The sequence below is a fragment of the Pseudoalteromonas citrea genome (assembly GCF_000238375.3).
GTDB classification, from domain to species: domain Bacteria; phylum Pseudomonadota; class Gammaproteobacteria; order Enterobacterales; family Alteromonadaceae; genus Pseudoalteromonas; species Pseudoalteromonas citrea.
This window is the reverse complement of the sequence record NZ_AHBZ03000015.1, coordinates 287,052-299,683: the sequence shown is the minus strand read 5'-3', so window position 1 is coordinate 299,683 and position 12,632 is coordinate 287,052. Positions and strand designations below refer to the sequence as shown.

General features: G+C 40.5%; 11 protein-coding genes and 5 tRNA genes. 13 read left to right on the top strand and 3 right to left on the bottom strand.

Going from position 1 to position 12,632, the window contains the following annotated elements; translation table 11 throughout:
- Positions 1 to 27: 27 nt before the first annotated feature.
- A complete protein-coding gene (locus PCIT_RS08820; RefSeq protein ID WP_010362900.1) occupies positions 28 to 207 on the top strand; it encodes a hypothetical protein in 180 nt (59 codons plus the stop codon).
- A gap of 177 nt (positions 208 to 384) precedes the next feature.
- Here PCIT_RS08820 and PCIT_RS08815 read toward each other — a convergent pair whose 3' ends face one another.
- A complete protein-coding gene (locus PCIT_RS08815) occupies positions 385 to 3,225 on the bottom strand; it encodes an ATP-binding protein (RefSeq protein WP_010362901.1) in 2,841 nt (946 codons plus the stop codon).
- A 285-nt stretch (positions 3,226 to 3,510) separates the two neighbouring features.
- On the opposite strand from PCIT_RS08815, the gene PCIT_RS08810 reads away from it, so the two are divergent.
- The 11 genes from PCIT_RS08810 to PCIT_RS08760 all read left to right on the top strand — a co-directional run bounded on the left by PCIT_RS08810 (position 3,511) and on the right by PCIT_RS08760 (position 10,307).
- A tRNA-Phe gene (locus PCIT_RS08810) sits at positions 3,511 to 3,586 on the top strand.
- A gap of 10 nt (positions 3,587 to 3,596) precedes the next feature.
- Positions 3,597 to 3,672 (top strand) — tRNA-Thr (locus PCIT_RS08805).
- A gap of 38 nt (positions 3,673 to 3,710) precedes the next feature.
- Positions 3,711 to 3,786, top strand: a tRNA-Phe gene (locus PCIT_RS08800).
- A gap of 11 nt (positions 3,787 to 3,797) precedes the next feature.
- Positions 3,798 to 3,873 (top strand) — tRNA-Thr (locus PCIT_RS08795).
- Between the two features lie 27 nt (positions 3,874 to 3,900).
- A tRNA-Phe gene (locus tag PCIT_RS08790) sits at positions 3,901 to 3,976 on the top strand.
- A gap of 281 nt (positions 3,977 to 4,257) precedes the next feature.
- Entirely contained in the window at positions 4,258 to 5,055 is a 798-nt protein-coding gene (locus PCIT_RS08785) for a helix-turn-helix domain-containing protein (protein ID WP_010362902.1), read from the top strand.
- A 372-nt stretch (positions 5,056 to 5,427) separates the two neighbouring features.
- Positions 5,428 to 6,420: a hypothetical protein gene (locus tag PCIT_RS08780; protein WP_010362903.1), complete on the top strand. Its 993-nt coding sequence runs from the start codon at positions 5,428 to 5,430 to the stop codon at positions 6,418 to 6,420.
- A 631-nt stretch (positions 6,421 to 7,051) separates the two neighbouring features.
- Positions 7,052 to 7,936 carry a phage integrase N-terminal domain-containing protein gene (locus tag PCIT_RS08775; RefSeq protein ID WP_040697025.1) on the top strand — a complete coding sequence of 295 codons (885 nt, stop codon included), beginning with the start codon at positions 7,052 to 7,054 and terminating at the stop codon, positions 7,934 to 7,936.
- A gap of 12 nt (positions 7,937 to 7,948) precedes the next feature.
- On the top strand, positions 7,949 to 8,158 hold the full coding sequence (locus PCIT_RS08770) for a hypothetical protein (RefSeq protein WP_010362905.1): 210 nt from the start codon (positions 7,949 to 7,951) through the stop codon (positions 8,156 to 8,158).
- Positions 8,159 to 8,352: 194 nt separating this feature from the next.
- Entirely contained in the window at positions 8,353 to 8,886 is a 534-nt protein-coding gene (locus tag PCIT_RS08765; protein ID WP_010362906.1) for a hypothetical protein, read from the top strand.
- Positions 8,887 to 9,098: 212 nt separating this feature from the next.
- Positions 9,099 to 10,307 (top strand): IS256 family transposase, encoded by a 1,209-nt coding sequence (locus PCIT_RS08760; RefSeq protein ID WP_192992771.1) that lies wholly within the window; start codon positions 9,099 to 9,101, stop codon positions 10,305 to 10,307.
- A gap of 10 nt (positions 10,308 to 10,317) precedes the next feature.
- Here the strand turns inward: PCIT_RS08760 and PCIT_RS08755 are convergent, their stop codons facing one another.
- Together PCIT_RS08755 and PCIT_RS08750 are read right to left on the bottom strand one after the other, a co-directional pair.
- Entirely contained in the window at positions 10,318 to 10,578 is a 261-nt protein-coding gene (locus PCIT_RS08755; protein ID WP_010367741.1) for a hypothetical protein, read from the bottom strand.
- A 45-nt stretch (positions 10,579 to 10,623) separates the two neighbouring features.
- The gene (locus tag PCIT_RS08750) at positions 10,624 to 12,120 is read right to left on the bottom strand and encodes a pentapeptide repeat-containing protein (RefSeq protein ID WP_010367743.1); all 1,497 of its coding nucleotides are present in this window, start codon (positions 12,118 to 12,120) and stop codon (positions 10,624 to 10,626) included.
- A gap of 278 nt (positions 12,121 to 12,398) precedes the next feature.
- Here PCIT_RS08750 and PCIT_RS08745 point away from each other — a divergent pair, with 278 nt between their 5' ends.
- A complete protein-coding gene (locus PCIT_RS08745) occupies positions 12,399 to 12,626 on the top strand; it encodes a DUF4224 domain-containing protein (RefSeq protein WP_010367744.1) in 228 nt (75 codons plus the stop codon).
- Positions 12,627 to 12,632: the final 6 nt, after the last annotated feature.

The window sequence follows — 12,632 nt, the reverse complement described above, 5'->3', positions numbered from 1 at the left end:
TTAAGAGATGGAAGGGGGAGTAGCACAATGAATGTATTGATCATATTAGGGGTTTTATTTGCTACTTTACTGATCTTGGTACCATTATTGGAGCGTTATCAGCATAAATTGGGGCTGGATAAAATGCAGCGTTACAGCAAGTATATATTTCCGCTTGTTATGGCGTCATTAGTGGTTAAGTTGATCTATGTACTTTGGAATGAGTAAAGTACGATTGACCATATTTAAACCGCGGTTATATCCGCTGTTTATGTGAGGTGGCGGAAGTAGGGTATGTAAACCACCGTACTATCAAAGCTTTACTTTTTTATATAGTTATATGCAGGTCAAACTGAGACAAAAAAGGCGCTATAGCGCCTTTTTTATCATTTAAACTAACGGTTGCTACTCGCTCACTTCTGCTTGTTGTAAATGAGTTTGAATAAACTGCGTCGCATCAGCATAATCATGGTCAAGCCTATCACGCAATGAGATAAGCTCATCAGCAGTTAAATCGCCGGCTTTACACTGGCTTTCAAATTCTGTCGCGGTTTCAGCTACTTTTTCTGCGCCAATCGTATTTGATATTGATTTAAGCTGATGACAGGCCTCAATGATCGCAGCTTGATCCATAGAAATCACAGCGCCGTTCACCTCTCTGGTTAGCATGCTGCTTTGCTCTAAGTACATCCGGAAAAAACGTAATTGCTTAGCTTCATCATGATTAACGTATTTATTTAGCGTTTCTAGATTAACCGCCGGCGTAACCAATATTTCAGGTTCACTACTGGGTTCTTGAACAAGTGGGTTTTTAAGTTCTTGAGTCGCAGGTGTATCGGTGGTGTTGGTGTTAATATCACTGTTGGTTGACTCAGGCGTTGGTAAGTCATTGGCATGTTTTTCCTGCCACTTCATTAATGTCGCTTCGAGTACATTCAACTCTACAGGTTTAGTGATGTAATCATTCATACCGGTGGCAATGCAGCGTTCTTTTTCACCTTTGAGCGCGTTAGCAGTTACTGCAATGATATACGGCTGAGCGTTAATATCTTTACTTTGCTCTGCAATATCTCGAATTCGAGTAACCATATCGTACCCAGACATCTTGGGCATATGTAAGTCTGTAAGAATGATAGGGAAGTTACCTTTTTGCCAAACCTCGAGGCCTTCTTCACCATTTTCAGCAACTTCTACGCCATAACCAAGCAAGTGTAATTGATCGGTGAGTACTTGCTGATTCAGCACGTTATCTTCAACCAATAAGACGAGTTTATTTTCAGCACGTGCTTGATCTACGTTAAGGTAGTTATTCATACTACGTGACGGTTTAAGTGCTTTCGGTTTATGTAGCCCAGCAGCGACCATCACCGAAGTCATGAACGAGCTTTTACACAGTGGTGCCGCATTGAGGTAGAAAATATTCTCATGGTTTACAGCGGCTTCATCCATCGTGCTTAGCACGATGACTTGTTGTTTGTTGTTTTCTAATGAATACAATAAAGAACGTAATTGATCATTAACGGGTGCCATACCTTCTAAACCATCTAAGACCCAAATAACGCCTTCTTGATACTGAAACTCATCAAACTCATCCATGGAGCCAAGCGCTACGGTATTCGCGCCCATAAATGATAAATAACGGCATAAAATATTACGCCTATCATTATTACCGGTCAGAACTACAACTCTTCGTTGGCCGAGTTTACTCTTATGTGCGTACTCAACTTTGCCTTGCGTGCTAAACGGCAATTCAACAACAAATTCGCTGCCCATGCCAATGTCACTATTGACTTGAATTGAGCCTAACATTAATTCAATTAGGCTCTTACAAATTGATAAACCAAGGCCTGTACCACCAAATTCTCGGGTAATAGAGCCTTCCGCTTGAATAAATGGGTTAAAGATTTCACGTAACTGAGTTTGTGTCATCCCTTTGCCGTTATCGGTTACTCTAAAGCGCAAGGTGTAATGTTCAGACGTGTTTTGTGCAACCTCAACGGTGATTTTTACATAACCCTGTCGCTCACCTTCAGTTGTTGTGAATTTAATGGCGTTACTACATAGGTTATATAGTACTTGTCGAACACGAACCGTGTCACCTACGAGATTGTTTGGAATATCAGGGGCAATCGCGAGCTGTAAGTCGAGTTTACGTTTCTTGGCAACTGACGAGAGTACGCGTGCTACTTCTTCAATGGTTTCTGAAACTGAAAATATACTGTTGTCGATTTGCAGCTTACCCGCTTCTATTTTAGAGAAGTCTAAAATATCATCCAAAATCCCCAGTAGTGAGAAGGCAGAATCGCGGATAATGGTGGTTAAACGATGTTGAGCACCATCAAGTTCTGTTTGACGTAGTAGATCAATGGTACCAATGACGCCATTCATTGGGGTTCTGATCTCGTGACTCATCGTGGCCAAGAAGGTGGTTTTAGCGTCATTGGCGCGCTCTGCGTTAAGTGTTGCTTTTTCTAAGGCAAGCGTTCGCGCTTGGACTTCGGTTTCAAGGCTTGTTTGTAATTGTTTAAGTTCTTTTTGTGACTCTTGGTTATTATCAATCACAGACTGTACTTGTTGCAGTACATTGTTAATTGCAAAGGCGATGCTTTCTAGGCCAAAGCCTAAATCGCTATTAAGATGTACACGATAGTCTTGTTTATCGACCACGAGTTTTAGTTCAGCTTCTAATTTTTTGGTGTCATTATTAAGCTGTGACACAATACGCTTTTTAGCAACGGCTGCTAATAAAAATGCACAAACCAGCGCTAAAGCAAAGAGCATATACCCCATCATTGGACTTTGTGTAGAGGTACTCGATTGATAACGTAGCACCAGCTCACCAACGGCTTGTTCGTCCAACTTTAAAGGCTTATAGACTGTAACTATATCTCCCTCAATGATTTTCTTTTGCTGTGAAATTGCTGCTACTGGGGTGTCGCTTGTTTGAAAGATAAGAGACGGTTCCGCCATGCCTGTTGAGCTATATAAATAGATATCGACATCGGGTGAGCCTTCTTTTATGCCTTGCAGGATTTGCTTAGCCTGTGAAAACCCTGTTTTCATCATTATATCGGCAAGAGGCGATGCAAGTTCGTCGGCTTGTTTTTGAATATTAGGCACCTGACTTATCTGATTGGCCTGCGGCAGCATATAAGCTGCTGCTGCACAAATAGCCCCCGTGACAAGGGCTATCATCAGTATTAAAGGCAATAGCCCAGCAATTTTTATTGGAGATGAGTTTTGCATTGAAATGTTCCGATATTTCGCGACACAATGTTAAAGCTAAGTTAAAGCTTAATATACCGACAATCGTACCATTGTCTGATGTTTTTTTCTCTACGTTTTTACGCTAAGCAGCCTGTTTTAATCAGATAAAAGGGTAGCTTAGGTTAGCTGAACGTAAATTAAGTTGTTTGAAACTTAGCCATTTTGAGCAATAAATTCATTCCTTTGTTTGAAAAATATTCAAACAAGCAGAAGTTTGAAAAAAAAGTTGACTTGAAAGGGCAAAACCCGTTTAATACGCCGCACGCCCAGATAGCTCAGTCGGTAGAGCAGAGGATTGAAAATCCTCGTGTCGGTGGTTCGATTCCGCCTCTGGGCACCATTTTAGGTGCGCCGACTTAGCTCAGTTGGTAGAGCAACTGACTTGTAATCAGTAGGTCATCCGTTCGACTCGGATAGTCGGCACCATTTCCTTGCTAGGAATTAAAATATAAGCAACAAATTTTGCCCAGATAGCTCAGTCGGTAGAGCAGAGGATTGAAAATCCTCGTGTCGGTGGTTCGATTCCGCCTCTGGGCACCATTATTAAGTGTGCCGACTTAGCTCAGTTGGTAGAGCAACTGACTTGTAATCAGTAGGTCATCCGTTCGACTCGGATAGTCGGCACCATTTAATTCGGCACAAGCCAAAAAATTTGCCCAGATAGCTCAGTCGGTAGAGCAGAGGATTGAAAATCCTCGTGTCGGTGGTTCGATTCCGCCTCTGGGCACCATCCCCTCTCGTTTACAGCGCATTTTAAAAATACCGTTTCCTACAAAAATACCCATTTCCTACAAAACCTATAGCTTCGTCACGCATGACGGAGGCGATTTAGCGAACGCCAGAAAGCAAAAAACCGCGATAAAGAAACTCAGATTAAGTTTGGCGACTTAAGTTTCCAACGCGGCTTTCATAAACATTCGAAAGTGTTTATATGGCTATCTTAGCTGTAGGGTAATCCTGTGTCTAGTAGGTAGTTAAAAATTTGCTGACGACGTTCCTGTCGAAAATGAGTTGAGTCACAATCAAAAAAATAAATTTGCACCAGGTGCAAAGCAAAACTTGGGCAACCAAGGTAAAAAGAAGCAAGTCTTCTTCTCACTAGAAGTGTTGCATGAGACTAAATCTGATACCCAGGCATTAGTTTTGGGCCATATTGCGTATCACCATGCTAAACACGGAAAATTTAATTCCAGCGTTTCATCTATCGCAAAACACCTTTGCTATTCAGTCAACGCGGTAAAAAATGCGCTGAGTCAGCTTCTCAGCGCTGAAAGTGATGAAAAACAGCCATTTCTGTTTGAAGAGTGTACAAAAGGCTACAGCCGTACATTGAGGCTTAATTTAAAACACTCACTAGGCTACCGGCTACTTCAAAGCTACACGCAAATTATTCATGGCCAACAAGCAGGGCATACACTTCCCCTCTATGGTCTTCAGCTACATTTATTCGACTCAAAAAGCCGATATGACTCTCGTCACCAACACAAAATGCTGATGTTACATGCGTTGATCAGCAGTAAAATCAAAGCCAGCAAACTATCGACTCGTAATAAGCGAGATACCTACCAACAAAGTATTTCTCAGCTTTCTAAAAAGTTGGGATGGGCGTATATGACGGTAAAGTCTTTAATTGAAACCATGCAGCCACTTGGTTTGTTTTTGGTGATCAAAGAGCAAGTAAGTCGTGTAGCAAAATTTGTGTTTGGTGAAGTGAAGGCAAGTAAAGCCAAAGTGTGCCAAGCGATAATCCCCAAAAAAGAGTGCGAAGCACCACCTATCGAGCGATACCGCGATATTCCTATAGCTTGATAAAGCTTTCGCAAAGCCAAATCAGAACTGCCTCGATGCAGGGCTTTGTCGTGTCTGAAATTCAATAAATAATGCATATTGCTTCATGGTAGGCCTTACCTGATAAATGAAATCTAGTATTTTCCTAGTTTAAGCAGCTTAAAGGCCTTAATTCGCTCCTTGCAACGCCTTTAGAGCACAGTGTCGGTGAATTAGTGATAGGTGTTTTAGGTTCAGTATAAATCAGTGCTTAAAGCTGTAAACTTAGTGAACTATCACTTTTAGCTGGTGATACCTTTAAATACAGTGTTTAAATATAAATAAATAGATTTTTACCAAAGCGTAGTTTGGCAAAATCATTTTTAAGTTTGTTTTACAAAAGAAGAAAAATATATGGGTAATGATAACGCATTGAACAACAGCGCTGTAGTTAAGGAAATCACTAAAGGTAATTCTATTAATCTAACTAGAAGTCTAGTTTTTTTATTCATTTCAGTAACAATTGCGTTTGGGCTAGGTGAAAACATATCGATACCTATAAAAAGTCTATCGGAATTTTTCCGTTGGCTTTGTGTGATTGTTTTTTTCATAGTTTCGTTTACCTTCTTCATGAAAATCAACTGGCCGAATATTATGGAATATCTGGCGTATCGATTAGATCGCTATGCTCAAAAAGAGCGAGGTAATTCACAGGTCAACAATTTAGCCAAAGTGGGTACTATTGCATGGGTACTAGCCATATTTTTAAAGGAGGGGAATTTAGTAATTCCTCTTCTATTATTCGGAACAATTACAATGGCTTGGGCGGTTATGATTTTTTTTGAGGACACTTCGATATATAAGAACTTGATTTCATATACTTCTACGAAAGTAGTCTTTAGTTTCTTCTTTGCTAGCTTTAGTTATTGGGCCACTGTTACTACCTTCAGTCAAATCAATATGATTTTTGGTATAGAGGCTTCGTTATTTCCTTTTACAATAGTCATCGGAATATTCATCAATGTTTTTAAAGTTATTTCTCAATTAGCAGTGATCTTGGTGCCAATAACCATGCTTTTGACTTTTTTGAGTGTATTAACTGCTAAGCACCAAATTTGGGACTCTTCACGTCAGGTAATCATCCAAACGTTGTTTATGTTAAGTGTTGTGCTTTTAATTTTACAGAGTGTAGCTAGAGATGAAAATTTCACTAAAAACCAATTGATAAGAGTTGCTCAAGCAACAGATATGAACAGTAACCATCATTGTAAGAATGATGTACTGATTAAAGATGAAAAGAAGTTACCAGTTATTTTCATCGGACCGAATTCATCGATGGTGCTTTTTAAAGACGGGAACAACTTTGATATTGTTAAGTGCTTTCCCACTGGTATTGAAACAGAATAACAACCTTGCTCAAAATAAAAAGTGAAGACACTGACAGAACGCGTCACTCCCTTTGTAAGGGGGAGTGACGCGGTGGCAAACCCCGCGCTAAACCAAGAAGAAAAAAGAGGGGGGAATCAATAGTTGACGTTCTGAGCGCGTTATGACAATCTAAACACGATTCCAACAATAGCGAGACATCGGTCATCGCGTCATCAAACAAAGCCTTTGGCTTTGTCATACCCGTGAAATTTACTCACAACTAGAAACCAAGCTTTCGAGCTTTTTACTTCACAAATTAGTTCATCTGATTTAGGCACTTTTATGCCTTGAATTTGGCTATTTGTACCTGCGTTTTGCAGAGAATTAAGCGATCCCTAACGAACCCAAATAGGAGAAATGTTATGACCTAACTGACCTGTGCTAAGCACATTTTTATTTGCGCTTTATCATGCACGCCCCTGCGGGAAGCATCTAAAGCGAGGCTAATTTGGCCATTTTGAACTGTTGTGCCCTTATCCGTATTTATACGGAAATTGTACGCTCCAACGTGCAGTTGGCATTTAAAACTTACCATTTGGATATTGGTTCAAATAGTTAGTTGGGTTGATAACGTGTAATCGAATTTATAAACACGGTGAGTGAACAAGTATTGAGTAATTTAAAATATCAGCTTCAAGGGCTTATGCTCAGAAACCAAGACGGTAGTTTTGGAGTTAAGGCTGAGCGTAAAAAAGTACTGGTCCAGATCTCTGCGCAGCTTAAGCAAGGCGGGTACCGCTTGCAATCGGTGCAATCACTCAAACCCAAACACGTAAACTATCTTGTTGAGCGCTGGCAGGGGGAAGGGCTATCTGCTGGCACCATTAAAAACCGACTTAGTCATGTAAGATGGTGGGCGGAAAAAATCGGCAAAGCCTCGATGCTGCCAAAGTCTAACCATGGTGCAAACCAAGCAATCACACTGGATTTGGAAAAGCGAACCCACACACCTACCGAGTCAAAAGCAAAAGAGCTAGAAAAAAATAAGCTTGAGAAAGTCAGTGACCCGCTTGTTAAACTCTCACTTCGGCTGCAGCGAGAGTTTGGCTTACGTAGAGAAGAAGCCATTAAATTTCGACCTAATTATGCCATTCGAGGCGAACAGTTGGTGCTAAAACCCAGCTGGACAAAGGGCGGTCGCCCCAGAGTCATTCCTATTAGAACAGAATCTCAGCGGCACTTACTTCAACAAGTGCAAAAGCAAGTCGGTGGAGGCGCGCTGATCCGCCCCGACCGAAACTATATTCAACAACTCAAAGCGTATGAACGACAGACAAGCCAAGCAGGTCTAGATAAAAACCACGGGCTTAGGCACATGTATGCCCAACAGCGCTACTTAGAGCTAACAGGCTGGCGCTCCCCAATCGCCGGTGGGCCAACAAGCAAACAGCTCACGCCAGAACAAAAACAACTTGATAGGCAAGCGCGATTACAAGTTTCGAATGAACTCGGCCACAGTCGAGAGCAGATCACAGTCATATATTTAGGTCGATGATAGGAGCAATAGATGGCAGAAAAAATAAAGTACTGCGATGTGAACGGTATATTTATTCCTGACGCTGAATGGGCACAATTTTTAGATGATGTAAATACTATTAAGCAGCGCTCAACAGAACTGGAAAAAGTAAACGGTGAGCAACAGTACAAGTTAAAAAAGCTGGCAAGAATCATTCAACGCAAGGATAGACAGTTGACCCAGCGGAAAAATTTAAAATAGATAATTTAAGCTTTTTTGTTGAGTGGCGACTGGTAAGGTTACACTGTTTTCAAATTCTTATAAATTTATGTTAGGTATTCAAGCCTCCAATCACATATGCTTCTTTTAGTACAAATTGAGATAATAAGTCTCTATTTTATGTTATAGAACCACAATGGATTATGGTTGATACTGTATTTATGAGGTGTGCACCAATGCTTGAAAAAAATAACTATACTGGCCCTTCCCTGAGGGTTGGGCTTCATTTATGTGAAGAGCTATTTGAAAAGTTAAAATGGGAATATTCGCAACTACAAGATGATTGGAGTAACTCTTATATTACCTTTAACTTTGTTCTTACTGCTAACCATCTATACGCAGACTGGGTGACCAGTCAAGGTACAAAAATTCAGAGACAAAAAGTGAATCGTTTACCAGATCTGGGCAAGCAACTATTTGCTGTGTTGAGAGATGTGGCAAATGCCTCTAAGCATTGGAAGTTAGACGGGAAAAACGACAAAAAGAAGGTAGTTGAAAGTGTATCTAAACCAATAATAGGTGATTGGTTTGCGTATTTCATATCAGGGCCAGTTCCATATATATCTGTTGGAGAAGCCAACCCTAGTTTACCTGAGTTAGCATCTGTAACTATAAAGTGCTTCGAATGGATATTGGTATCTGAAGAGCTAAATTTTCCAATCAAGTTAGCTGAGGAACTACAATTAGTATTTCTCCCTAGGCGTAATTAGCTATCATATATTAGGGACTGACCATGGACTTGACCAAAGATCGGGGCAGAGTGCTGAAATCTATTTAGGTGGTGTAAGTGTAACAAAACAATATTCAAGTATAGGAACTACCTAGCTGAGCAGTGAGACTAGTCTATTGGGATATTAGGAGCCTGTAATTTAAATTGTGTATCTGCTTATAATTAAGCCAGTAATGGCTGAGGATAAGCAATATGGATAAGAAAGCTCTAGAAGCCTTCGCTCGCGAAGCAGCTAAGTCGATTAAGACTCCTTCTGATCTTGATGACTTTAGGAAAATGTTAACCAAGGTGACGGTTGAGACAGCCTTAAATGCTGAACTTAATGAGCACCTCGGTTACGAAAAAAACTCACCAACTAACGATAGTAACAGTCGAAATGGCTACTCATCTAAACGCCTAATTACAGACGATGGTGAGATCCAGTTAGAAGTCCCTCGTGACCGTGACGCGTCCTTTGAACCCAAGCTTGTTCGTAAACATCAAACCCGATTTCAATCGATGGACGACAAGATCTTAAGCCTATATGCCAAAGGAATGACCACCCGTGAAATCGTCGCAACATTCAAAGAAATGTACGATGCGGATATCTCCGCCAGTCTAATATCTAAAGTTACAGATGCTGTTTTAGAACAAGTGGTTGAGTGGCAATCTCGCCCGCTTGATACGGTCTATCCCATCGTTTATCTCGATTGCATCGTCGTGAAAGTACGCCAGAATAAACAGGTTATCAACAAAGCCATTTATCTCGCACTTGGCGTAAATATGGAAGGTCAGAAAGAACTTCTTGGGATGTGGATGTCCGAAACCGAAGGAGCGAAGTTCTGGCTTAGCGTGCTCACCGAACTTCAAAATCGAGGCGTGAATGATATCCTCATCGCGTGTGTAGATGGCCTGAAGGGCTTTCCTGATGCCATCAACGCTGTTTATCCAAAAACTCAAATTCAGCTCTGTATCGTACACATGGTGCGAAACTCAATGAAATACGTCCCATGGAAAGACTACAAGGCAATTACCGCTGACTTAAAAGAAATCTATCAAGCAACAACGGAAGATGAAGCCCTGTTGGCGTTAGAGCACTTTGGTGATAAATGGGATGAAAAGTACCCTCAAATCAGCCGCTCCTGGACGGCTCATTGGGATAATCTCAATACTCTATTTAGCTACCCTCAAGATATTCGTAAAGCTATCTACACGACAAATGCTATTGAATCTCTGAACAGTGTGATCAGAAAAGCGACCAAGAAACGTAAACTGTTCCCGACAGATGAATCCGCTAGCAAGGTGGTGTACTTAGCGATAATGGATGCTTCCAAGAGGTGGACAATGCCTATTCATAACTGGAAGCAAGCTCTAAACCGTTTTATGATTATGTTTGAAGACCGACTAACTGAATACTTGTAACTAAGAGCAGTTACACAGAATTATTTACAGGGTCGATATTAGCGTTGATCACGAACCGCTTAAATATTTCTATCTTATATGAGCCAAGTTTGCCTTCTTGCTCCCACCTTTTAAAGTCAGTGATGGTAAAAGATGGTTCTGAAATTTGGATTTGACGTATAGCTTCATATTCATTTAATTTTTTTACTTCATGGCTTTGGTAAACTACGAGGCCAAACCCTACAACACTGAAAATCAAACTAAGATAAGCAACTATTCTGTCATTTAACATCTCTAACGCCCTCTATTGAAATAAAAATCATTAGGCTCTAATCGTTTAGATTCTAAACCTATTCCTCAAACCAAGGCCTATCAAGAACATAAACACGAAAGATGACCCTGAGTGTATGTAACTGTATAGGTAGTAGTTATCAGGGAGTTCTTTATTAAAAAGTTCTTCGGTGCCCTTGGTTCTTGCTTCTTTGGATATTGCTAAAAATGGTGTGGCGGTTGCGACTGAAATCGTAAGAGCCGCTTTCATTTGAGCTATGTTATAGCTGGACTGTTTAGTTTGGCTAAGTGTGGCAGAAGCAAAAATAAAGACACTAGCTAATAGGTACATGCACGGTCGCATGATACTTTGTCCATAATTGCTTGTGAGTGAGTACAACCCATCTAGAATTGATTGCCAAAGGCTAAATACATGCCAGCGTTTTGCGCGTAATTCGTCGGCATGAAATGCGAGTGCTCTTTCATGATTTTTGTTTGACTCTGCAATTTCTTTTAAGCGGCATAAACGGTCTGGATCTACTTGGTCTACGGTTGCTTCCATTCCAGTATTTTTTAGAAAATGGCGATTTAGTTTGATAGTTAATAAACTCAAGTCTATATGGTGAGATGTCTTGGTCTGCCTCAGATCTGGGATACAGTTGAAGTGTCCGGAAAGGGTAAATTGCTTGTCGAAAGAAGCTCCCTCAAAGTCCAGACATTTTAAATTAGCTGTTTCCTCTGGCTGAAAGTCAAACGTTGCGTGGAACTGACACTTTTTAAAGCTAACTTTTTCCCCATAGAAGGAGCTATTTTCAAATGCTACATTATCCCGAAAAGTTGATGCAGAGAAATCGGTATAGTGTTTAAAAGATGTACCTGAAAAGTAAGATGAGCTTTTAAAGTTTGAATCGTGAAAAATAGCCCAGTCACTAAACGTAGCTCGAGAAAAAACAGCCGTTCCGCCAATATGAGCATATTCGAAAAGAAAGAGCGAATGAAACTCGCTGTGAAGTAAAGTTAAATGCCCAGAAAAGTTACAGCTTTTGAAAACTGCTTGGCCAAAAACTTGTGCTTCTTGAAAATCTAAAGGCCCATTGAACGAAGCTAGTTCGAAATTTATATGCGACTCACATTTTACTTTTGTGAACACTGCTTTATCAAAAAAATTAGCCTTTTCGAAACTTACGCGACCTTCAAAAGCAGAATTTGAAAATGTAGCTAATGCGGAAAATCTAGCTTCATTAAAGCTTGTATTTCCTTGGAAAACAGCAGAGGAAAAGTCGACTTTTCCGTGGAAATGTGCGCCACTAAAAGTAACGTTGTGAAACTTAAAGCCTGAAAAATCAATGACATTAAGCTCGGAGTCCTTATTTACAACCCTTTTATTAGAGAGTTTTCCTTCAAGGCTCTTATAAGAAAATCTCACCCCTTTAAATGATATATCACGAATTGAATACCTCTCTATCCATTCATTCCAAGCATCTTTACCTTGAAGCCACAGATCTAGCGCTGCGTCTCCTTCTAATGTGACTTCAGCTAAGTTGTTGTGCTGCTCCTTGCTCATAAAAAATTCCACTAATCTGATTTTGTATCATATTGAGTTTTATAGCTAAATAAATCAACAATAATTCCAAAGTAGCCCAAATACTACAAATAGCCCCTTTTAATTTCATTCGCACTATTGCAAACCAAAAACTCATAAAGTAGAGTAAAAAACGCTGAAATATTGGGAAATCAGCAGAAATAAGCAAAAGCGAGATTCTGATTATCGCGAATAAGGTTAGTCCCAAGCTGATTCACGGCTAGTTGTTAGTCGTGGTTACTTATTCGTTGGAGGATTTTGTGAGCACATTCCTATCTAAAACAGAAGTTGCTGAGTTAACTGGCCGTAAGCAGCGCCAGAAGCAAGTTGAGCAACTGCTCTCAATGCATATTACTTTCACTCTAGATGCCTTTGGCTGGCCTAAAGTTTTGCGTAAAACGATTGAAACAGAGCTGGGCGCTGGCGATAGCTGTCAAATTAAGCGTGGCGGGGCTAAGCTTAGTGATGACGAGCTGTACACGGGGTAAGCGGTC

Excerpts from the sequence above, each read along its gene's own strand:
- PCIT_RS08820 (WP_010362900.1), top strand. The coding sequence starts at position 28 with ATGAATGTATTGATCATATTAGGGGTTTTATTTGCTACTTTACTGATC.
- PCIT_RS08815 (WP_010362901.1), bottom strand. The coding sequence starts at position 3,225 with ATGCAAAACTCATCTCCAATAAAAATTGCTGGGCTATTGCCTTTAATA.
- PCIT_RS08780 (WP_010362903.1), top strand. The coding sequence starts at position 5,428 with ATGGGTAATGATAACGCATTGAACAACAGCGCTGTAGTTAAGGAAATC.
- PCIT_RS08770 (WP_010362905.1), top strand. The coding sequence starts at position 7,949 with ATGGCAGAAAAAATAAAGTACTGCGATGTGAACGGTATATTTATTCCT.
- PCIT_RS08765 (WP_010362906.1), top strand. The coding sequence starts at position 8,353 with ATGCTTGAAAAAAATAACTATACTGGCCCTTCCCTGAGGGTTGGGCTT.
- PCIT_RS08760 (WP_192992771.1), top strand. The coding sequence starts at position 9,099 with ATGGATAAGAAAGCTCTAGAAGCCTTCGCTCGCGAAGCAGCTAAGTCG.
- PCIT_RS08755 (WP_010367741.1), bottom strand. The coding sequence starts at position 10,578 with ATGTTAAATGACAGAATAGTTGCTTATCTTAGTTTGATTTTCAGTGTT.
- PCIT_RS08750 (WP_010367743.1), bottom strand. The coding sequence starts at position 12,120 with ATGAGCAAGGAGCAGCACAACAACTTAGCTGAAGTCACATTAGAAGGA.